Origin of the sequence: Actinomycetospora callitridis, from assembly GCF_028737265.1 — a bacterium.
In the GTDB taxonomy this organism is placed as follows: Bacteria; Actinomycetota; Actinomycetes; order Mycobacteriales; family Pseudonocardiaceae; genus Actinomycetospora; species Actinomycetospora callitridis.
Window position 1 is genome coordinate 795,844 of record NZ_JAQZAK010000001.1, and the last position, 19,692, is coordinate 815,535.

Genomic DNA, 19,692 nt, shown 5'->3' on the forward strand with positions numbered 1-19,692 from the left:
CGTTGACGCCCTGGAGGGCTCGCGGCGCTACCGGCGGCGCTGAACGAGACGGCGGATCCGGGCGAGCAGGGCGCCGAGGGCGAGCCGCAGCGGGCTCGTCCTCGTGGTGGGCGCCTCTCCGGTGCGGGCGGCCTCGTCGACGGCCTCGGCGAACTGCTCGAACAGGCGCCGGGAGACGTCGCCCGCGAGCGCCCGGCCGAACTGCGCGACCCGGCCGGACAGGTGCACGTCGGCGTCGGCCCACAGCACCGTCCCGCCGCCCTCCGCCGGGTCCGCGGCCAGGCGGATGACGGCCTGCGTGCTCGAGCCCCCGCGGTCGGTGCCCTGCGCGAGCACCCGCATCCGGCGCGCCACCGGGTCGTGCTCGACGACGTGGGCGAGCCCGTCGAAGCGCAGCGACACGGGTCCGAGGCCGACGGTCGCGCGGCCCCGGTAGCGGTCGTCGCCGAGGTCGGCGGTCATCTCCGCGCCGGGCAGGCAGGCGGCGAGGCGATCGAAGTCGGCGAGCACGGCCCACACGTCGTCCACCCCGGACGCGAGCTCGCTGCGGACCTCGACGGTGGCGGTGGGCGGCCCCGTGGGCGCCGTGATCTCCGGCGGGATCTCGCCTGGGGCCTCGGCCGGCGAGGTGTCCGACGAAGCGGATTTCCTGGCGTTCAGTGCCAGCGAGGACGCAGGGCTTGCACCGGAGGTGCGCCCGACGAGCGCCGGCGGCACGGCGGCGCGGGGTGGCGGGACGCCGTCGGCGTGGGTCTCCGCGACGTCGGCGACCGCGGCGAGGATCCCCCGGTAGCCGGTGCAGCGGCAGAGCACGCCCGACATGTCCTCGGCCAGCGTGTCGCGGGAGTAGGTGCCGCCCGCGAGCAGGTCGTAGGAGCTCATGAGCATCCCCGGCGTGCAGAACCCGCACTGCAGGGCGTGGTGGTGGGAGAACGCCTGCTGCAGCGGGTGCTGATCGTCGGCGGAGCCCAGGCCCTCGACGGTGGTCAGCGACGCGCCGTCGCACTGCACGGCGAACAGCAGGCACGCGCGCACCGCCTCGCCGTCGAGCAGCACCGTGCACATCCCGCACACCCCGTGCTCGCAGCCGACGTGCGTGCCGGTGAGCCCCAGCCGGTCGCGCAGGACGTCGGAGAGCGTCGTGCGCGGCGCCACGGCGAGCGTCACCGCGCGCCCGTTGACGGTCACGGTGACGTCGACGGTGCCGTCCGCCTCGACCCTCATGCGTGTGCCTCCCGGTACGCGCGGACCAGTTCCCGTGCGGCGAGCACGCCCAGTAGGCGGGCCCGGTAGCCGCGCGAGCCGTGGGAGTCGCCGGCGGTGTCGACGATCTCGTCGGCCAGGGCGTCGGTCGACGGACGCAGCCCGGCCTCGGTCGGGTCGGTCCCGAGCAGGGCCGTCACGTCGCGCACCACCGGGCGGTCGGAGACCCCGAACGCGGCGAGCGTCGCCCCGCCCCCGCGCCGCACGTGCACCGCCACCCCCGCGAGCGCGAAGTCGCCGTGCCGACGCGCGATCTCGGCGAAGCCGAACCCGTCCCCGGGCGCCGCCGCCGGGAAGCGCACCTCGGTGATCAGCTCGTCCGGACCGGCCGCGGTGGTCATCGCGCCGACGACGAGCTCGCGCGCCGGGACCTCCCGCGTACCGCGCGGACCGCGCAGCACGACGGTCGCGTCGAGGCAGGCGGCGACGGCGGGCAGCTCGGCGGCCGGGTCGGCGTGGGCGAGGCTGCCGCAGACGGTGCCGCGGCTGCGCAGCTCGCGGTGCCCGACGAAGGGCATCGCGCGCCCGATCAGCGGGACCGCCCGCGCGGCCTCGGACCGCTCCACCGTGCGCTGGCGCACGGCCGCGCCGATCCGCAGGACCCCGCCCGTGACCTCCAGGTCGTCCAGCCCGGGCACCCGGGTGATGTCGACGAGTGTCCCGGGCCGCCCGAGGCGCATCGCGAGCACCGGGACCAGCGACTGCCCGCCGGCGAGCACCTTGGCGTCCCCGCCGGCCAGGGCGTCCACGGCCTCGTCCACCGAGTCCGGCCGGTGGTAGGCGAAGGGTGCGGCCTTCATCTCAGCGTCCTCATCTCGGCGCCTTCATCTCGGCGTCCTCGTCTCAGCGCCCGGTGAACGACGGCGTGCGCTTCTCGCCGAACGCCGCGACGCCCTCGGCGAAGTCGTGGCTCGCGCGCAACATCGCGTAGGCCTTGCGCTCGAGCTCGATGCCCGAGTAGAGCGGCGCGTCGATCCCGCGGTCGAGCACCTCCTTGGCCGAGCGCAGCGCCATCGGGGAGAAGCCCAGCAGCGTCGTGACCAGGGCCTCGGTCGCCTCGTCCAGCGCCGCGCGGTCGGGGTGCAGCTCGGCGACGACCCCCCAGTCCGCGGCCTCCTGCCCCGTCATGCGTCGCGCCGTCATGATGTGGTGCTTCGCGCGCGAGAGCCCGATCAGCCGGGACAGGCGCTGCGTGCCGCCGGAGCCGGGGATCATGCCGAGGTTCATCTCGGGCAGGGCGAAGCGGCTGCGCTCGGTCGCCAGGCGGATGTCGCAGGACAGCGCGAGCTCCAGGCCGACGCCGAAGCAGTAGCCGTCGACCGCCACGACCACCGGCTTCGTGCTGCGCGCCGGGGCCGTCACGTTGTGCCCGAGGTCGGTGAAGTCGACGGGGTCGACCTCCATGAACCCCGCGATGTCGCCGCCGGAGGAGAAGTGCTCGCCGTCGGAGCGGATGACCACCACCCGCACGTCGTGGTCGCGGTCGATCTCGGCGAAGCGCTCGGCCATCAGCTGGCGCATCTCCCAGGTGATCACCGTGTAGCGGCCGTGGGACAGGGTCACCTCCGCGACCCGCCCGTCGTGCGACCGCTCGAGCCGCACCTCGCCACCGGTCAGCGCCATGAGACGTCTCCCCTCAGGAGTTGGTGGACGACCTCGCCGTGCAGGGGCAGCGAGTCGATCGTGACGCCGGCGGGCGCGAGGGCGTCGGCGACGGCGTTGGCGTAGGCCACGGGCAGGCTCATGGAGCTCCCTTCGCCGCACCCCTTGGCGCCGAGCGGCGTGAGCGGGGACGGGGACGAGACGTGGTCGGAGACCAGCTCGAACACCGTCTCGGCGCTGGTCGGGCAGAGGTAGTCGAGGAACGTGGCCGAGGTCGGCTGGCCGGCGGGGGAGTAGCGGAACTCCTCGTACGCGGCGCCGCCGAGGCCGTGGACGAGCGCGCCGAGCACCTGGCCCTCGAGCAGCGCCGGGTCGAGCACCGTGCCCGCGTCGTGCACAGTCGCGACCCGGTCCAGGGTGACGAGCAGGGTGTCGGGGTCGATGCGCACGCCGACCATCTCCGCGACGAAGCCGTAGCAGAGCGACGAGTTGATCCTGTCCTCCGCGGTCGCCGCGACCGCCTCGGGCGGCACGAACTCGCCCTCGGTCGCCAGCCGCGCGGGCGCGCCCTCCGGCAGCGACCCCGGGTCCCAGTGCACGACCCCGGCCGCGTGCCGGAAGAGGCACGACGCCCCGGACGACGGGTCGCGCACGGAGCCGTCCGCCAGCTCCAGCCCGGCCGGGTCGACGCCGAGCAGGACCGAGGCCCCGGCGCGCACCGTCTCCGCGAGCCGGTCCACCGCGGCGACCACGGCGCTGGTCACGAGCGGCGCGAACCGCGAGGAGTAGCTGCCGGAGGTCACCGTCCACGGCGTCGAGGCGGTGTCCATGTCGACCACCACGCGCACCTGCTCGACCGGCAGGCCCAGCCGCCGTGCGGCCACCCGCCGGGCCACGGTGGCGTGGCCCTGGCCCTGCGGGACCGAGCCGAGCAGCACCGTCACGACACCCTGCAGGTCCACGGAGGCGCGCACGATCTCGGTCGAGCCGGACTTGTCCCGCCCCGGCTTGCGCTCGGAGGCGGGCGTCGCGAGCCCGACGTAGCCGATGTTGGTGCCCGACGGGTCGACGACGAGCGCCAGGCCGACGCCGTAGTACGCGCCGTCGGCGCGGGCGGCCTCCTGGCGGGCGCGCAGCTCGTCGTACCCGCCCTCGGCGAGCAGCAGGTCGAGTGCGGCCGGGTAGTCGCCGGAGTCGTAGAGGCCACCGGTCGGGGTGCGGTGCGGGAACGCGCGCACGAGGTTGCGGCGCCGCACCTCGGCGACGTCGAGCCCGGTCCGCGCGGCGACCGCGTCCATCAGGCGCTCGAGCCCGAAGTAGAGCTGCTGGCCGCCGAAGCCGCGGTTGAGGCCCGTCGGTGCGCGGTTGGTGACGGCAGCGCGCGCCCGGATCGCCACCGCCGGGACGTCGTACGCGCCGGTGATGTTGCCGAAGCAGCGGTAGAGCGTGCTCGGCTCCGGCGGGCGCAGGTAGGCCCCGACGTCGTCGATGAGGTCCGCGCGCAACGCCTCGACGGCCCCGTCGCGGGACACGGCGGCGGAGAACGCCATCGCGCGTCCCGCCCCCGACGAACTGGCCAGCAGGTGCTCGGACCGGTCCTCGGTCCAGCGCACCGGGCGCCCGGCGTGCTTCGACGCCAGCGCCATCAGCACGACATAAGGGTAGATGCCCGACTTGATGCCGAAGCTGCCGCCGATGTCGGCCGGCACGTGCAGCCGGAACCGCGAGACGGGCACGCCGAGGGAGCCGGCCGCCACCGGCACCATCGTGAACGGCCCGTGGAAGTTCGCCCAGCACTCGACGGCGGGGCCCTCGGACTCGTCACGCCACTGCGCCACGACGCCATAGCACTCCATCGGGACCGAGGAGTAGCGCGGGAACGTGTACTCGCCGTGCACGACGTGGTCGGCGCGCGCGAAGGCGTCGTCGACCGGCCCGAACGAGAACGTGCGGTCGGTGGCGACGTTGGTGCCCGCCTCCGGGTGCAGCAGGACCGCCTCGGGCTCGAGGGCCGCGCGGGTGTCGACGACGACGTCGAGCGGCTCGTAGTCGACCTCGACGAGCTCGGCGGCGTCCTCGGCGACGTAGCGGTCGCCCGCGACGACCACCGCGACGGGCTCGCCGACGTAGCGCGCGGTGTCGACGGCGCTGGGCAGGTAGGGCATGGGCGTCGAGGTGGACAGCGGGAACGGGCGCACCGCCGCGCGGACCTCCTCGGGGCCGATGACCGCGGCGACGCCGGGGTGCGCGCGGGCCCGCGCGAGGTCGACGCCCCGGACGCGGGCGTGCGGGTGCGGGCTGCGCACGATCGCCGCCACCAGGGTCCCGGGCAGCGGGTCGAGGTCGTCGACGAAACGGCCGGCGCCGCTGACCAGGGCGGCGTCCTCGTCGCGGGCGGGCGTCCAGGTCATCACGCGACCCCGGCGGTGTCCGCGAGGGGGACGAAGTCGCCGTCGACGAGCACGCGGCGCAGCGTCTTGCCGACCGCGGAGCGGGGCACGGCGTCGACGGCGACCACGCGCTTGGGGCGTCGCAGCGAGGGCAGGATCCGGCGGGCCCAGGCGTCCGTCGCGGCCACGGCCTCGCCGGGGGCGACGTCGGCGGCGGGGACGACGAACGCCGTGACCGCCTGGCCCCAGCGCTCGTCGGGGAGCCCGACCACCACGACGTCGGCGACCGCCGGGCAGCACACGAGCGCCGCCTCGATCTCGTCGGGGTACACGTTCTCGCCGCCGGTGTTGATCATGTCGTCGACGCGCCCGGAGACCCAGAGGTCGCCGTCGTCGTCGGTCACGGCGAGGTCGCCGGTGAAGTACCAGCCGTCGCGGACCGCCCGCGCCGTGGCGTCGGGCCGCATCCAGTAGCCGGCGAAGGCCTCGGGGCTCGCCATCGACACCACCACCTGCCCCGGCTCGCCCGCCGCGACCTCGGCGTCGGGGGAGGCCCCGGGCGACGGGTCGACGAGACGGACCCGGCTGAACATCCCCGGCCGGCCCGCGCAGCCCGGCTTCGCCGCGACGTCCGGGCCGATGGTGAACGTGTAGATCTCGGTGGAGCCGAAGTGGTTGACGAACGTCTCCGGGGACACCGCCTCGGTGAGCTGCTGGGCCAGCACCGGCGCCATCGCCGCGCCCGCGTAGGCGAGCCGCCGGACGCCGGCGAGCGCGGCCGGGTCGGCGTCGCGCAGCAGCGACCAGTACATCGTCGGGACGAGGTAGAGCGAGCTGATCCGCTCCCGGACGATGAGCTCGGCGGCCTCGCCGGCGTCGAACCGGGCCTGGGGCACCCACGTGCCGCCCGCCAGGACGGTGGCGAGCAGCGTGCGCAGACCCATGGTGTGGAACAGCGGCATGACGCCGAGCGCCACCTCACCGGAGCGCTGGCCGGTCTGCACGAGGTGCGCGACGGCCGCGGCGTGCTCGGCCCGGTGGGTGCGCGGCACGCCCTTCGGCCGGCCGGTGGTGCCGGACGTGAAGAGCATGACGCTGAGGTCGTCCGGGCTCGGGGTGACGAGCGGGGCGGCGTCGGACCGGTCGGCGGCCCGGCGCTCGAGCTCGGCGAGGTCGAGGTGGGTCACCGGACGGATGCGCTCGTCGGCGAGGGCGGTCGCCGTCGCCTCGGCGGTGGCGGGCTCGCTGACGACGAGGGCGGGTGCGGCGTCGGCCAGGCAGTGCGCCAGCTCCGGCGGGCCGAACCGGTGGGACAGGGGCGCCGCGATCGCCCCGAGCCGCTGGAGCGCGAGGTGCAGCGACGCCGCGGGCTCGCCGCCGATCAGCACGAGGGCGACCCGGTCGCCGGGGCGCACCCCGAGGTCGGTCAGCGCGTGGGCGAGGCGGGCGGTGCGGGCGTCCCACTCGGCGTAGGTCATCGGTCGCGGTCCGCCGACGGCGCGACGCGCCGGATGGCGCTCGACCGCCCAGGCCCAGGCCGTCGCGAGGTCCATCGGAGCCCGCCTCCCGATCATGCTCCGGCGCATACGATCTGTTTCGGACGGTATGGCACGTATGCTGAGAGGGCAAGGATCGGTACGCTCCGTGCTCGTGGCCGACCGGCTGTCCCCGACCTCGTACGTCGTGCTCGGCACGATCGCGCTCCGCGGCCCGTCGACCTCCTACGACCTGAAGCGGGCCGTCGGGCGGTCCATCGGCTACTTCTGGCACTTCCCGCACGCGCAGCTCTACTCCGAGCCGCAGCGGCTGGTCGAGCTCGGCCTGCTCGACGCCGAGACCGAGACCGAAGGCCGCCGTCGGCGCACGTTCCGTCTCACGGACGCGGGCCGGGAGGAACTGCGCGCGTGGCTCGCCGAGCCGACGCCCGAGCACTTCCAGATGCGCGACATCGCCGAGCTCAAGCTGTTCTTCAACGAGGTCGGCGATCCTTGCGACGTCGCCCGGCTCGCGCGCGAGCAGGTGGCCGCCCACCGTGACCGGATCGCGGTCTACGAGGACATGCAGGCGCGCTACGCCGACCTCGACGCCGTCGCCAAGCGCATGATCACCCTGCGGCTCGGGCTCGAGATGGAGCACGCCGCCCTGCGCTTCTGGTCGGCGCTGCTCGACGAGGTCGGCTAACTCATCCCCGACGCGGCGAGCGGGTCGTAGCCCGGCGTGCGCAGGAGGTCCTGGAGCTGACGGCGTCGCACGCCGATGTTGCTGCCCTCGATCACCGGGTAGGCGAGCGCCTCGTGCAGGTACTCGACGATCGGGTTCGTCGCGTCGTACGCGGTCACCCCGACCAGCTTGACCAGGTCGTTGAGCACCTCGACGCCGGTCTCGGAGCCGAAGACCTTGACGTGCAGGGCCAGCTCGGGCGCCGCGGGGTGCTGGGACATCACGGCGTCGAGCGCGCGCCAGGTCAGGAGGCGGACGGCCTCGATCTTCCCCTTGGCGTCGGCGAGGACGTCGGACACCGCCTGGTGGTCGATGATCGGGACGGCGCCGCCGCGGGTCTCGGTGGTCGCGAAGCGCAGGGCGACGTCGAAGGCCCCGCGCATGGCGGCGACGGCGAAGATGCCGATGGACGCGCCGCTGGGCAGGAAGGCGTTGCGGGTCAGCGCGACGCCCTGGCCCTCGGCGCCGAGGAGGTTCGCGCGCGGCACCCGCACGTCGTGCAGGCGGACCCGGGAGGTCAGGCACCCGCGCAGGCCCGGCAGGTCGTAGTGCTCCTCGACCTCGATGTGCCCGGCCAGGTGCTCATGCTCGGCGACGATCAGCGAGACGCCGCCCGGGGCGCGACAGACGATGGTCATGAGGTCGGGGCCGTCGCCGTCCCAGCCCGACAGGTGGGACGCCCAGGCCTTGCGGCCGTTGATCACGTAGTGGTCGCCGTCGGGCGTCGCCGTCGTGCGCGTGCCGGTGGGCGCGTCGAAGTTGGCGCTGCCCTCGGGCTCGCTGAAGGCCATCGCCGCCAGCGGCGCACCGGAGTCGGCGAGGAACGGCGCGACGAAGCGCCGGATCTGCTCCGGCGTCCCGGCCTCGTAGACGGGCGCGAGCGCGATGAGTGGGCCGGCCAGGGAGATCGTGAGGTCGGGGCTGTGCACCGCCCACTCCTCGATGAAGATCGCCGCGTCGACGCCGCTCGACGCGGAGCCGCCGAACGGTGCCGGGACGAGGCCCTTGAGGAAGCCCAGCCCGACCGCCTTCTCGATCACCGGGCGGGCCAGCATCGCCCGGGTCAGCGGGTCCGGCTCGGCACGCACGGCGGCGGCGAGGCCGCGCAGGTGCTCCTCGGCGAAGCCGCGCGCCGCGGCCTTGAGCTGCTCTTGCTCGGGGCTCAGCAGGAACGACACGGCCATGGGGACTCCTCGTGTGCGGGGTCTCCAGCCTGGGCCCGCGGGAGGTCGCCGTCTCGGCCGTCCGTGCAGCGGTGCCGTGCCGTTCGTGCACGGGATTTCAGGGGCGTACTTCCCGTGGTGAGATCCCGAAGCGGCGGCGGAACGCGCGGCTGAACGCCGTGGGGTCGTCGAAGCCGTTCGCGGCGGCGATCTCGAGCACGGTCGCCCCGGTGCCCGGGTCCGCCAGCGCCGCCGCGGCCCGCTCGAGACGGAGGTTCCGCACCGTCGCGGCGAACGACGTGTCCGCGTCGGCGAACAGGTTGTGCAGCGTCCGCGGGGAGATCGCGAAGCGGCGGCAGACGCCGGTGACGGTGAGGTCGCGGTCGCCGAGGTGGCGCTCGACGTGGGCGAGGATGGCGGCGCGGGTGACGCCGGGGGGCGCCGTCCCGGTGCTCGTGGTCGTGGTGCTCGTGGTCGTGGTGCTCGTGGCGGCGGCGACGGCGGTGGCGAAGGAGTCGACGAGCTCGCCGGCGCCCGGCGTGGCGGCGTCGAGCGACCAGAGGGCGGGCATCAGGGCGCGCACCGCCGCGCCGGCCCCGGTCGCGGTCACGGGCCGGCCGAGGTCCGGGCGCCGTCCGCGCAGGGCGTCGTCGAGGGCGGCGTGCGGCACCCGGAAGGAGAGCATCTGCCAGGGCCGGTCGAGGTGGAAGAAGTAGGGCTCGGCGGTGTCGACGACGACGATCTCGCCGCGCCGGACGATGGTGGTGCGCCCCTCGACGGTCGTGATGCAGCGGCCCGCGAGCTGGAGGTTGACGAAGTAGTACGCGCCGTCGGTCCGTGCCACCTCGCGCGGGCCGTGGTCGGTGCGCTGCGGGCGGGAGCGCAGGCGGGCCCGGTTCATCCCCGCGAGGCGCCGGGTCTCGACCTTCGCGGCGAAGCCCTCCTCGTCCAGCGTGCGGTGGGGCGTCAGCGGGACGAAGGCCTGGCAGATGACCTCGTGCCAGTAGCTGAACTGCTCCCGCTCGGGCAGCGCCGCGATGTCCCAGACGCCCATCGCGCACTCCCTCCGAAGCCCCTCGCCGGACGGTACGACCCGGCGCGACGTGAGCGAAGGGCCCGGCGGTCCGGCTCGTGAGATTTCTGCTCCGGGGTTGCCGGAAGTGCCCCGGCGTTGTCAGGGGTCGGTTCTAGAATCGAACACATGAGCGAACGGGTGCTGGGGGTGGTGGAGCGGGAGGCGCTCGACCGTGCCCGCACGCGGATGGTCGCGTTGCGCGCCGAGCAGTACCGGTTGTTGGAGGATATCGCGGAACTGGAGCGGCTCGGGGTGGCCGAGCAGACCGGGGACCGCGCCACGCGGCGTGTGCTGCAGGACCTGAGCACCCTTGATGCGCACGAGGCCACCCGGTTGGCCGAGGAGGCCGCCGATCTCACGCCACGCCGTTCCCTGTCGGGGGAGCTGGTGTCGCCACGTCTGCCGTGCACCGCCACCGTGGCCGCCGACGGCGAGGTCGGCCCGGTGCACATCGCGATCATCCGCAACACGATGGAACGTCTGGGACGCCTCGAGACCGTGTCGATGGAGGACTGGGTGGCTGCGGAGCGGTTCCTGGCCGGCGAGGCCACCAGGTTGCCTCCACGGATGCTGCAGCGGGCCGCGACCCGGTTGCTGGCGACGTTCGACCCGGACGGCGCCGCGCCGCCCGACGGGGACGACTGCCGGGACGAGCTGCACGTGATGCGCCGCAAGGACGGTCGGTTGGAGTTCAAGGGCCGGCTGAACGACCCGGTGGACGGCGACGTGTTCCTCGGGGCCATCGATCCGCTCGCAGAGCCCTGCGGACCCGACGACACCCGCAGCCTCGCGCGGCGTCGTGCTGACGCGCTCAAGGACGTCGTCGAGGGCGCGCAGCGGCCCGGGGGAGTCGCGGCCGGCGTCGGCGACGAGCAGCCGGGGTCGGACGATGACGCACTGATCCCGGCGCCCCGCCGTCCCGAGCCTGAGAAGGGCCGTCCGGAGCGTCCGGGGCGGGCCCTGTTGACGATCACGATGGATCTGCGGTGGCTGCAGCTCGCCACCGGTTACGGGGTGCTTGGCTCCGAGGCGCTGGTCGACCCGCGCACGGTGCGGCGGTGGGCGTGCGATGCCGAGGTCGTTCCGGTGGTCCTCGGGTCCCGCTCGGAGCCGCTGGACGTCGGGCGCCTGCAGCGCACCGTCACCGATGCGATCCGCCGGGCGCTCAACATCCGCGACGGTGGCTGCGCCTTCCCCGGCTGCGACCGCCCACCCCGGCGTTGCCACGCCCACCACATCCGTGACTGGTTCCACGGTGGTCCGACACGCCTGGACAACCTGGTGCTGCTGTGTCGCTTCCACCACCAGCTGATCCACGCCGGACACTGGAACGTCGAGATCCAGAACGGGCTGCCGTGGTTCACCCCGCCGCCCTGGATCGACCCCGACCAGCAACCCCGCCTCGGCGGACGACCCCGCGTTCCCCTGTAGATCGAGAGAGGCCGTCATGACGACACCCCACGCCGACCTGGTGGCCGGCGAGCCCCGTTCCGTGCTGCGCGAGGCGCTCGCGCACCTGAGCACGCACCGCCACGACGACGGGTCGCTCGAGCTCGTCGGCGAGGTGCCACCCGAGCTCTCGGACCCCCTCGTCCGCGCGCTCGAGACCGTCGCCGACGAGCTGCGCGCCGACGACGAGCGACGGGGCGTGCGGCCCCGCAGCGGCGGGCACCTGCACGCGGACGCGCTCATCGCCCTACTGCTGCGGGTCACCGACACCGGTGAAGCGGATCAGCCCTGACGAGCCTTCCACTGCGGGTTCTTCTTGTTGATCACCAGGACCCGTCCGTGACGGCGCACGACGCTCGATCCCGGCTTCTGCTTGAGGGCCTTCAACGATGCGCGGACCTTCATGTCGACCTCCTCGGGTCACCAGCTGGACTTCGTCACGCCCGGCAGGTAGCCGGCGTGGGCGTACTCGCGCATCCGCACCCGGGAGAGTCCGAAAGCGCGCAGGTGGCCGCGGGGGCGGCCGTCCACCGCGTCCCGGTTCCGGATGCGCGTGGCGCTCGCGTCGCGCGGCTGGGCGTCGAGCTCGCGCCGGGCCGACGCGCGCTCCTGGTCGGACGTCGCCGGGTGCTTGATCGTCGCAACGAGCTCGGCCCGGCGCGGCGCGTACCGGGCGACGACGACTTGGCGACGCTCGTTCGCAGCGATCTTCGACTTCTTCGCCATCAGACACGCTCCCCGGCCGCGCGCAGGCGCGCCTCGACGGTGTCTACGCGGCGGCTCAACGCTCCTCGCGGAAGTCGACGTGCCGGCGCACGCGCGGGTCGTACTTGCTGAGCACGAGGCGGTCGGGGTCGTTCCGGCGGTTCTTGCGGGTCACGTAGGTCGTGCCCGTCCCGGCCGTCGAGCGGAGCTTGACGATCGGACGGATGTCGTTGCGGGCCACCGCTTGCCTCCTATTTGAGAATGATTATCGTTCACGTTAACGCAGACGGAGGGAGCTCTATGCCCGAGGGTCCGGAGACCGAGCTGACCCGGCTGACGGTGGTGTGCGGCGTGGATCGGATGGCGGCGGCCGGCGTCGCGGCGGCGCTGCGCGCTCGGCACACGAGCACGGCCGTGCTCGTCACCCACGACATGCGCGCGCTGGGTGAGGGCGTGGTGCGTCGGCGGGTCGTGGAGGACGACGGCGAGCACGACGCGGTGCTCGAGCTGGCCCACGCCTGCGTGTCCTGCACGCTGCGCGAGGACCTGCTGCCGCTGCTGGTCCGTCTCGCCCGCGACCCGGACGTGGCGCACGTGGTGCTGCTGCTCGACCCGGGCGTGGAGGTCGAGGCGACCTGCGAGGCGCTGCACGGTCTCGTCCCCGAGGGGCTCGATCGCCCGGTCACCGACCTGTTCGCGGTGCGCGGTGTGGTCGCCGTGCTCGACGCCGCCACCTGGCTCGACGACGCCGGCAGCGACGACGCGCTGGTCGAGCGCGGGCTCGCCCTCACCGCCGACGACGAGCGCACGGTCGCGCAGATCGTGGTGGGACAGGCCGAGTTCGCCGACGTCCTGGTCGTCGGCGGGCGGTGCGCCGGCACCTGGGACCGCGTCCGGCTCGACGCCGTGCTCGACCGGCTCGCGCCGCGCGCCCGTCAGGTGACGGTGGTCGACGGACCGGGCGAGGGGCGCGAGGCCGAGATCGCCGCACGGGTCGACGGCCTGCTCGACGACCTGCCCGGCGACGCGCGGCGGGGCGTCCCCGACGACGCGCAGGTGTCGCTCCTGCGCGGGCAGCCGCCCCTGGCGCGCGACGCCGGGGTGTCGTTGCTGCACATCGGCCACCGGCGGCCCTTCCACCCCGAGCGCCTGCACGCGGCGATCGACGTGCTCCTGCACGGCACGATCCGGGTCCGCGGCCGGGTGTGGGTGGCCTCGCAGCCCGAGCACGTGCTGTGGCTCGAGTCCGCAGGCGGCGCCCTGCAGATCGGCGTCGCGGGCACCTGGTTCGCCGCCGACCCGACGGCGTGGGACGACGCCGACGACGAGCGCCGCGCCGCCGCTTCCCTGTCCTGGCACGAGCGCTGGGGCGACCGCGAGCAGCAGCTCGTGGCCCTCGTGCACGACGCCGACCCGGGCGGGGCTCGTCGAGGCCCTCGACGCCGCGCTGCTCACCGACGAGGAGCTGGCCCTCGGCGAGGTCGCCTGGCGTCGCCTCCCCGACCCGTTCGAGCAGCGGCACACCGACCCGTGCCCCGACCTCGACTCCGGCCTCGACACCGGCGTGGAGAGCCGTCGCGGCGAGGGGTGGGGATGAGCGACACCGTCGGGTTCACCGCCGTGCACTGCGGCGCCGCGGGCTGTCCCCATCACCAGCGTCCCGCGCCGGACGCCGAGGCCGTCGGTGACGCGCTCCGGGGGGCGGTGCGCCGCTGCCCGCACGGCGTGCTCGTACGCGCGTCCTGCCTCACCGCGACGGCGTGCGGTCACGGCACCGCGCCCGTGGGGGCCGGTGCCCTCGTCCTGGTGCAGCCCTGCGACCACGAGCGCATGCCCACGCGCCCGGCGGTGATGGCCGGTCCGCTGCACGAGCCGGCCGACGTCGACGACCTGTGCTCCTGGCTGGCCGCCGGCGCCGCCGACCCGCTGCCGCCGCACCTCGACGCGGTCAGCCCGCCGGGGCGGTGAGGGGATCGCTGAGGGGAGTGCTGAGGGGATCGAGCACGGCGAGCAGCCGCGTGCGCAGCGCCCCGCCCCGGTCGGCGAAGGCGCGCTGGGCCTCGACGTAGGCGGCCTTGCCCTCGGGTGTCTCGATGCGCACCGGCGCGTACCCGAGGTCGGCGAGGTCGTAGGGCGAGGCGCGCATGTCGAGCTCGCGGATGTCGCGGGCGAGGGTGAACGCGTCGAGCAGGAGCTCGCCGGGCACGAGCGGGCCGAGCTTGTCCGCCCACTTGTAGAGGTCCATCCCGGCGTGCAGGCACCCCGGCTGCTCGAGCTCGACCTGGCGTTCCCGCGTCGGGCGCAGGGTGTTCCGCGGCGCGGCCGTGGGCGTGAAGAAGCGGTAGGCGTCGAAGTGCGAGCAGCGGATCCGGTGGGTCTCGACGACCTCGTCGGTGCCGGCCGCGCCGAGCCGCAGCGGGACGGGGTGCCGGGTGGCGTCGTCGCGATGCACCATCGCCCACTCGTGCAGGCCGAAGCAGCCGAGCTGGGGCGCCCGGTCCGCGGTGGCCCGCAGCAGCCCGGCGACGAAGTCGACCGTGGCGGCCCGCTCGCGGAGCAGGGTCGCGTGGTCGACGCGGACGCCCTCGTCCTGCGCGACGTAGTGCCGCCAACCGGCGCGCTCGCCGGCGCCCACGAGGACGGTCCCCGCTCCCGGGTGCCAGCGGCGCAGCCACGACGGGCGGGTGGGGTAGTAGGTGTAGAGGAAGTCCTCGACGGGGTGGCTCTCGCCCCGCGCCTTCCGCGCACGGTGCCCAGCGGTCAGGTCGTCGGCCCGGGCGGCGTGCGCGTCCGCCCGCGCCCGCCACTCCCGTTCCGCCACGATCCGCATCACGACCCATGCTGCCAGCGGCGGCGGCGGCATCGATCCAGGCGGTCGGCCGGGATGTGACGCGGGTAACCCGCGGGTGTCCCACCAGCGAGGAGGTCACCGATGACCGAGCGCCCCGACACCGAGACGGGCACCGACCGCGCCACCGTCGTCCCCGACGCCGCGCCCCTGACCGGCCGGCCCGCCGAGCCCGACCAGCCCGACCCCGCGGACGTGCTGCCCACGGGCGGCGCGAGCGAGGTCGAGCACCTCGTGGAGGACGACGACCGCTGACGCCGGGCCCACCGCCTCACCGACGCCGGCCGCGACGGGCTCGCGGGGCTCGGCGTCCCGGTGCCCACCGGGCTGACCGCCGTGCGCCGCTGCGTCGACCGGACCGAACAGCGCCACCACCTCGTTGGCCCGCTCGCTTCGACGCGGACGCTGGCTGCGCTCCACCCCCGGCCACCGGGCGCTGCGGGTCACCGACGACGGCATCGCCGGGCTGGCGGCGAGCCTCGGGGTCGGTTGGCCGCCGCCGGCCGCGGACCTCGCCCGGGTCGGCGCTGGCGGTCGCTGAGCGCCTGGCGAGGGCGTCCTTCGCCGCTCGTCGGCCGAAGGTGCCCTTCGCGCGGAACCGGCCCGGCCCGCGCCGCCCACGGTCGCCCGCCGGGGAGGACGCTGGGCACGTGAGCGAGACGACCGACACCGTGGTCCACCGTGCCCCCCGCGAGCCTCAGCCCGGCGACCGCGCCACCGGCCTGGGCTCGTGGCCCGGCACCGACGTCCGGGAGGTCGCGCGGACGGTGGTCGGCGAGCTCCCCGGCCTGCCCCACGTGCCCGAGCTGCCCGCGCGCGGCGTCGGCGCCGACATGGTCGGGCGCACCGCGGCCCTCCTGGTCGACATCGCCACCGAGGTCTGGCCGTCGGGCTACCGCGTCGTGCGCCGGCCCGGCGGCGACCACCGGCGCGGGGTCGAGCTGCTCGCCCGCGACGTCGACGCCCTCGACGAGGCGCTGGGCGAGGCGGGCGCCACGCCGGCCGCCGTGAAGTGCCAGGTCGCGGGCCCGTGGACGCTCACCGCCGGCGTCGAGCTGCACACCGGGCACCGGGTGCTCACCGACCGCGGCGCCGTCACCGAGTTCGCGGCGAGCCTCGCCGAGGGCCTCCGGGTCCACATCGCGGAGCTCGGACGGCGGGCGAACGCCCCCGTCGTCGTCCAGATCGACGAGCCGACGCTGCCCGCCGTCCTCGCGGGCTCGCTGAGCACCCCGTCGGGCTACGGCACCGTCGGCGCGGTACCGGGGGGCGAGGCCCGCGCCGTGCTGGCCGATGCGGTCGCCGCGGCCCGGGACGCGGGCGCGGCGCAGGTGGTCGTGCACTGCTGCCACCCCACGCCGCCGCTGGCGCTGCTCGGCGCGGTCGGCGCGGACGCCGTGGCCGTCGATCTCGGGGCGCTGGGCGGCGCCGACGCTCCGAAGGAGGTCCTCGACGCCCTGGGCGAGCTCTGGGAGGCGGGCACCGAGCTCTGGCTCGGCATCGTCCCGTCGACCGACCCCGGCGCGCCGCCGGCCCTGCACGACCTCGCGACGCCCGCGCTCGGGCTGGCCGACCGCCTCGGCTTCGACCGCGCCCGCCTCGCCGACCGTGCCGTCATCACCCCGGCGTGCGGGCTGGCCGGCGCGAGCCCGCGGTGGGCCCGGACGGCGATGGGCACGACCGTCGAGCTCGCCCGCGCGTTCGTCGACCCACCCGCGAGCTGGTGACCCCGCGCGCGGTGATCCACTAAGGGACGTGCGGATCGGACTGGTGGGCGGCGGGTTCGCCGCCCTGAGCGGAGCCCTCGCCACGGCGTTCGAGGACGTCGGGTGGGCGGGGATCGAGATCGTCGACGTCCCCGTGGACGTGCCGCCGGGCGGGCTCGAACGGGTCGACGTGCTGTGCCCGATGGGCAGCTCGATCTCCGGAGCGCTGATGGACGCGACGACGCCGCGCATGGTCCAGCAGTTCGGGGTGGGCCTGTCCGGGGTGGACATGCCGGCCGCCGCCGGGCGCGGGATCCCCGTCGACAACGTCTCGGGCGCCGAGTCGGGCAACGCCGTCGCCGTCGCGGAGATCGCGCTGCTGCACCTGCTCGCCCTCCTGCGCCGGTTCGCCGAGGCGCGGGCGAACGTCGCGCGCCGCGTCGTCGGCGAACCGTCGGGCACGACGCTGGCGGGCCGCACGGTCGGCGTCCTGGGGGTCGGCGACATCGGCGCCGAGGTGATCGTGCGGCTGCGCGCCTTCGACGCCGTGCCCGTCGGCATCGGGCGTCGCCCGCGGACCGAGACGCCGCGGGCCGCCACGCTGCTCGACGACGAGCACTACCACCGCACCGGCGACCTGCTCGCCGCCCTCGCCCGTTGTGACGACCTCGTCGTGGCCTGCCCGCTCACCGACGAGACGCGGGGGATCGTCGGCGCCGACGCGCTGGAGGCGCTCGGTCCCCGGGGGCACGTGGTCAACGTGGCGCGCGGTCCGGTGGTCGACCGCGACGCCCTGCTCGCGGCGCTGCGCGCGGGACGGGTGGCCGGCGCGGGTCTCGACGTCACGTGGGTGGAGCCGATCGACCCGGACGAGGAGCTGCTCGCGGAGAACGTGGCGGTCACCCCGCACGTCGGCGGCGTCACCGAGACCTCCTACGCCGGGATCGCCCGCGGTTTCGTGGCGTCGGTGGAACGCCACCTCGGACGGGATCTCTAGCGCGTCGAGGACGGTTCGTTGTCGGGGGTGGCGGCTAATCTCGCCCCCGTGACCAGCGAGACCGCACCGATCGCGCCAGCCGGGACGGGGCAGACCGACGTGCCCGCGGAGGCCGCGCAGCGCCACCGCGAGCTGTCCGAGGTCGTGGCCGACCACCAGTTCCGCTACTACGTCCTCGACGCCCCGATCGTCACCGACGGGGAGTTCGACGAGCTCTTCGGCGAGCTGCAGGGCCTCGAGGAGCAGCACCCGTCGCTGGTCACGCCCGCCTCGCCCACGCAGCGGGTGGGCGGCGGCTTCTCCACCGACTTCGTCGCGGTGGACCACCTCGAGCGGATGCTCTCGCTCGACAACGCCTTCGCGCCCGAGGAGCTGCGCGAGTGGGTCCTGCGGGTGCAGCGCGAGCTCGACCACCCGACCGAGGAGCTGCTCTACCTGTGCGAGCTCAAGATCGACGGGCTGGCCGTGAACCTGCTCTACGAGGACGGGCACCTCACGCGCGCGCTCACCCGCGGCGACGGGCGCACGGGCGAGGACATCACGCTCAACATGCGCACGCTGGCCGACGTGCCCACCGAGCTGACGGGCACCGACGAGTTCCCGGTGCCCGAGCTGATGGAGGTGCGTGGCGAGGTGTTCTTCCGCCTCGCGGACTTCGAGGAGCTCAACGCCGGCCTCGTCGCGGCGGGCAAGCAGCCGTTCGCCAACCCCCGGAACTCCGCGGCCGGGTCGCTGCGCCAGAAGGACCCGCGGGTCACCGCGACGCGCCCGCTGCGGCTGATCTGCCACGGTCTGGGCAAGCGGCGCGGCTTCACCCCGGTGCGCCAGTCGCAGGCCTACGACGCGCTGGCGGCGTGGGGGCTGCCGGTGTCCACGCACACCCGGGTGCTGCACGGCGTCGACGCGGTCATCGAGCACGTCGGGTACTGGGGCGAGCACCGCCACGACGCCGAGCACGAGATCGACGGAGTGGTCGTCAAGGTCGACGACGTCTCGCTGCAGCGCAGGCTCGGGTCGACGTCGCGGGCCCCGCGGTGGGCGATCGCCTACAAGTACCCGCCGGAGCAGGCGACGACGACGCTCAAGGGCATCAGCGTCAACGTCGGGCGCACGGGACGCGTGACGCCGTTCGCCGAGATGGAGCCGGTGCTCGTCGCCGGGTCGACGGTCTCGCTGGCGACGCTGCACAACGCGGGCGAGGTCGAGCGCAAGGGCGTCCTCATCGGCGACCGCGTGATCATCCGCAAGGCGGGCGACGTCATCCCCGAGGTGCTCGGCCCGGTCGTCGAGGCGCGCACCGGCGACGAGTACGCGTTCGTCATGCCGACGCACTGTCCCGAGTGCGGCACCGAGCTGCGGCAGATGCGCGAGGGCGACAAGGACCTGCGCTGCCCCAACGCCCGCTCCTGCCCCGCGCAGCTGCGGGAGCGGCTGTTCCACGTCGCCGGCCGCGGCGCGTTCGACATCGAGGTGCTCGGCTACGAGGCCGCCACCGCGCTGCTCGACGCCGGCGTGGTGCAGGACGAGGGCGACGTCTTCCGCCTCACCGAGGACGACCTCGGCCGGGTCGACCTCTTCCGCACCAAGGCCGGCAACGTCTCGACCAACGGCCGCAAGCTGCTGACCAACCTCGAGACGGCCCGGCACCGCCCGCTGTGGAAGGTGCTCGTGGGCCTGTCGATCCGGCACGTCGGGCCCACCGCGGCCCAGGCGCTGGCGCGGCACTTCCGGTCGGTCGACGCCATCGACGCCGCGAGCGAGGAGGAGCTGGCCGCGGTCGACGGGGTCGGCCCGACCATCGCCCACGCGGTGCGCGAGTGGTTCTCGGTCGACTGGCACCGCGAGGTCGTCGAGAAGTGGCGCGCCGCGGGCGTCGAGCTCGAGGAGGAGGTCGACGAGTCGGTGCCCCGCAACCTCGAGGGGCTCTCGATCGTCGTCACCGGGTCGCTGCCCACGCTCTCGCGCGACGAGGCGAAGGAGGCGATCCTCGCTCGTGGGGGGCGCGCGGCCGGCTCGGTGTCGAAGAAGACGGCGTTCGTGGTGGTCGGCGAGGAGCCGGGCTCGAAGTACGACAAGGCGGTCGCCGCCAAGGTGCCGATCCTCGACGAGGACGGCTTCCGGGTGCTCCTGGAGCAGGGGCCGGACGCGGCGGCCGGTGTCGCGTTGGTCACGGGGACGGACGGGGCGGACGAGGCCGACGGGGCCGCCGGGGCGGGTGAGGCGCCGGCGGAGGAGGACGAGGGCGGCTGAGGGCGGACGGAGATCACCCGAGGT

Annotated in this window: 19 protein-coding genes; 8 read left to right on the plus strand and 11 right to left on the minus strand. The window is 74.9% G+C overall.

The features are described from left to right. Positions 1 to 27: 27 nt before the first annotated feature. The 5 genes from PH191_RS03825 to PH191_RS03845 are packed head-to-tail and all read right to left on the minus strand — an operon-like array spanning position 28 to position 6,808. Positions 28 to 1,224 (minus strand): xanthine dehydrogenase family Fe-S subunit, encoded by a 1,197-nt coding sequence (locus tag PH191_RS03825; RefSeq protein WP_274193287.1) that lies wholly within the window; start codon positions 1,222 to 1,224, stop codon positions 28 to 30. Further along, complete coding sequence (locus tag PH191_RS03830; RefSeq protein WP_274193288.1) at positions 1,221 to 2,063, minus strand: FAD binding domain-containing protein; 843 nt, start codon at positions 2,061 to 2,063, stop codon at positions 1,221 to 1,223. Before PH191_RS03830 ends, PH191_RS03825 begins: the two co-directional genes overlap by 4 nt. A gap of 43 nt (positions 2,064 to 2,106) precedes the next feature. Next, positions 2,107 to 2,886, minus strand: coding sequence for an enoyl-CoA hydratase/isomerase family protein (locus tag PH191_RS03835; RefSeq protein ID WP_274193289.1), 780 nt, complete (start codon positions 2,884 to 2,886; stop codon positions 2,107 to 2,109). Beyond that, positions 2,877 to 5,276 (minus strand): xanthine dehydrogenase family protein molybdopterin-binding subunit, encoded by a 2,400-nt coding sequence (locus PH191_RS03840; RefSeq protein WP_274193290.1) that lies wholly within the window; start codon positions 5,274 to 5,276, stop codon positions 2,877 to 2,879. The genes PH191_RS03835 and PH191_RS03840 overlap by 10 nt, the downstream gene beginning before the upstream one ends. Continuing rightward, a complete protein-coding gene (locus PH191_RS03845; RefSeq protein ID WP_274193291.1) occupies positions 5,276 to 6,808 on the minus strand; it encodes a class I adenylate-forming enzyme family protein in 1,533 nt (510 codons plus the stop codon). The genes PH191_RS03840 and PH191_RS03845 overlap by 1 nt, the downstream gene beginning before the upstream one ends. 97 nt (positions 6,809 to 6,905) lie before the next feature. Here PH191_RS03845 and PH191_RS03850 point away from each other — a divergent pair, with 97 nt between their 5' ends. Then, positions 6,906 to 7,436, plus strand: a complete 531-nt coding sequence (locus PH191_RS03850; protein WP_274193292.1) for a PadR family transcriptional regulator — start codon at positions 6,906 to 6,908, stop codon at positions 7,434 to 7,436. Here PH191_RS03850 and PH191_RS03855 read toward each other — a convergent pair. Further along, positions 7,433 to 8,659, minus strand: coding sequence for an acyl-CoA dehydrogenase family protein (locus PH191_RS03855; protein WP_274193293.1), 1,227 nt, complete (start codon positions 8,657 to 8,659; stop codon positions 7,433 to 7,435). The two genes, PH191_RS03850 and PH191_RS03855, sit on opposite strands and share 4 nt — an antisense overlap. A gap of 97 nt (positions 8,660 to 8,756) precedes the next feature. Further along, positions 8,757 to 9,692 carry a helix-turn-helix domain-containing protein gene (locus PH191_RS03860; protein ID WP_274193294.1) on the minus strand — a complete coding sequence of 312 codons (936 nt, stop codon included), beginning with the start codon at positions 9,690 to 9,692 and terminating at the stop codon, positions 8,757 to 8,759. Positions 9,693 to 9,839: 147 nt separating this feature from the next. Here PH191_RS03860 and PH191_RS03865 point away from each other — a divergent pair, with 147 nt between their 5' ends. Together PH191_RS03865 and PH191_RS03870 are read left to right on the plus strand one after the other, a co-directional pair. Beyond that, positions 9,840 to 11,144 (plus strand): HNH endonuclease signature motif containing protein, encoded by a 1,305-nt coding sequence (locus tag PH191_RS03865; protein WP_274193295.1) that lies wholly within the window; start codon positions 9,840 to 9,842, stop codon positions 11,142 to 11,144. A 16-nt stretch (positions 11,145 to 11,160) separates the two neighbouring features. Beyond that, on the plus strand, positions 11,161 to 11,454 hold the full coding sequence (locus PH191_RS03870) for a DUF222 domain-containing protein (protein ID WP_274193296.1): 294 nt from the start codon (positions 11,161 to 11,163) through the stop codon (positions 11,452 to 11,454). On the opposite strand, the gene ykgO is transcribed toward PH191_RS03870, so the two are convergent. The 3 genes from ykgO to rpmG are packed head-to-tail and all read right to left on the minus strand — an operon-like array spanning position 11,445 to position 12,108. Then, positions 11,445 to 11,567, minus strand: a complete 123-nt coding sequence (gene ykgO, locus PH191_RS03875) for a type B 50S ribosomal protein L36 (RefSeq protein ID WP_274193297.1) — start codon at positions 11,565 to 11,567, stop codon at positions 11,445 to 11,447. The genes PH191_RS03870 and ykgO overlap by 10 nt on opposite strands. 15 nt (positions 11,568 to 11,582) lie before the next feature. Further along, positions 11,583 to 11,888 carry a 30S ribosomal protein S14 gene (gene rpsN / locus PH191_RS03880; protein ID WP_274193298.1) on the minus strand — a complete coding sequence of 102 codons (306 nt, stop codon included), beginning with the start codon at positions 11,886 to 11,888 and terminating at the stop codon, positions 11,583 to 11,585. Between the two features lie 55 nt (positions 11,889 to 11,943). After that, positions 11,944 to 12,108, minus strand: coding sequence for a 50S ribosomal protein L33 (gene rpmG, locus PH191_RS03885; protein ID WP_274189482.1), 165 nt, complete (start codon positions 12,106 to 12,108; stop codon positions 11,944 to 11,946). A gap of 59 nt (positions 12,109 to 12,167) precedes the next feature. On the opposite strand from rpmG, the gene mrf reads away from it, so the two are divergent. Continuing rightward, positions 12,168 to 13,835: a ribosome hibernation factor-recruiting GTPase MRF gene (mrf, locus tag PH191_RS03890; protein ID WP_274193299.1), complete on the plus strand. Its 1,668-nt coding sequence runs from the start codon at positions 12,168 to 12,170 to the stop codon at positions 13,833 to 13,835. Here mrf and PH191_RS03895 read toward each other — a convergent pair. Further along, entirely contained in the window at positions 13,816 to 14,697 is an 882-nt protein-coding gene (locus PH191_RS03895; protein WP_274193300.1) for a 3-methyladenine DNA glycosylase, read from the minus strand. The two genes, mrf and PH191_RS03895, sit on opposite strands and share 20 nt — an antisense overlap. 102 nt (positions 14,698 to 14,799) lie before the next feature. Here PH191_RS03895 and PH191_RS03900 point away from each other — a divergent pair, with 102 nt between their 5' ends. From PH191_RS03900 to ligA, 4 genes are all read left to right on the plus strand, one after another. Continuing rightward, complete coding sequence (locus PH191_RS03900; protein ID WP_274193301.1) at positions 14,800 to 14,970, plus strand: hypothetical protein; 171 nt, start codon at positions 14,800 to 14,802, stop codon at positions 14,968 to 14,970. Positions 14,971 to 15,365: 395 nt separating this feature from the next. After that, positions 15,366 to 16,442 carry a uroporphyrinogen decarboxylase/cobalamine-independent methonine synthase family protein gene (locus tag PH191_RS03905; protein WP_420791741.1) on the plus strand — a complete coding sequence of 359 codons (1,077 nt, stop codon included), beginning with the start codon at positions 15,366 to 15,368 and terminating at the stop codon, positions 16,440 to 16,442. A gap of 28 nt (positions 16,443 to 16,470) precedes the next feature. Further along, positions 16,471 to 17,418 carry an NAD(P)-dependent oxidoreductase gene (locus PH191_RS03910; RefSeq protein WP_274193302.1) on the plus strand — a complete coding sequence of 316 codons (948 nt, stop codon included), beginning with the start codon at positions 16,471 to 16,473 and terminating at the stop codon, positions 17,416 to 17,418. A 48-nt stretch (positions 17,419 to 17,466) separates the two neighbouring features. Continuing rightward, positions 17,467 to 19,668, plus strand: a complete 2,202-nt coding sequence (gene ligA, locus PH191_RS03915; protein WP_274193303.1) for an NAD-dependent DNA ligase LigA — start codon at positions 17,467 to 17,469, stop codon at positions 19,666 to 19,668. Positions 19,669 to 19,692: the final 24 nt, after the last annotated feature.

What these genes read in the sequence shown, in the direction of transcription:
- PH191_RS03825 (WP_274193287.1), bottom strand. Translation starts at nt 1,224, where the DNA reads ATGAGGGTCGAGGCGGACGGCACCGTCGACGTCACCGTGACCGTCAAC.
- PH191_RS03830 (WP_274193288.1), bottom strand. Translation starts at nt 2,063, where the DNA reads ATGAAGGCCGCACCCTTCGCCTACCACCGGCCGGACTCGGTGGACGAG.
- PH191_RS03835 (WP_274193289.1), bottom strand. Translation starts at nt 2,886, where the DNA reads ATGGCGCTGACCGGTGGCGAGGTGCGGCTCGAGCGGTCGCACGACGGG.
- PH191_RS03840 (WP_274193290.1), bottom strand. Translation starts at nt 5,276, where the DNA reads ATGACCTGGACGCCCGCCCGCGACGAGGACGCCGCCCTGGTCAGCGGC.
- PH191_RS03845 (WP_274193291.1), bottom strand. Translation starts at nt 6,808, where the DNA reads ATGGACCTCGCGACGGCCTGGGCCTGGGCGGTCGAGCGCCATCCGGCG.
- PH191_RS03855 (WP_274193293.1), bottom strand. Translation starts at nt 8,659, where the DNA reads ATGGCCGTGTCGTTCCTGCTGAGCCCCGAGCAAGAGCAGCTCAAGGCC.
- PH191_RS03860 (WP_274193294.1), bottom strand. Translation starts at nt 9,692, where the DNA reads ATGGGCGTCTGGGACATCGCGGCGCTGCCCGAGCGGGAGCAGTTCAGC.
- PH191_RS03865 (WP_274193295.1), top strand. Translation starts at nt 9,840, where the DNA reads ATGAGCGAACGGGTGCTGGGGGTGGTGGAGCGGGAGGCGCTCGACCGT.
- PH191_RS03870 (WP_274193296.1), top strand. Translation starts at nt 11,161, where the DNA reads ATGACGACACCCCACGCCGACCTGGTGGCCGGCGAGCCCCGTTCCGTG.
- ykgO (WP_274193297.1), bottom strand. Translation starts at nt 11,567, where the DNA reads ATGAAGGTCCGCGCATCGTTGAAGGCCCTCAAGCAGAAGCCGGGATCG.
- rpsN (WP_274193298.1), bottom strand. Translation starts at nt 11,888, where the DNA reads ATGGCGAAGAAGTCGAAGATCGCTGCGAACGAGCGTCGCCAAGTCGTC.
- mrf (WP_274193299.1), top strand. Translation starts at nt 12,168, where the DNA reads ATGCCCGAGGGTCCGGAGACCGAGCTGACCCGGCTGACGGTGGTGTGC.
- PH191_RS03895 (WP_274193300.1), bottom strand. Translation starts at nt 14,697, where the DNA reads ATGCGGATCGTGGCGGAACGGGAGTGGCGGGCGCGGGCGGACGCGCAC.
- PH191_RS03900 (WP_274193301.1), top strand. Translation starts at nt 14,800, where the DNA reads ATGACCGAGCGCCCCGACACCGAGACGGGCACCGACCGCGCCACCGTC.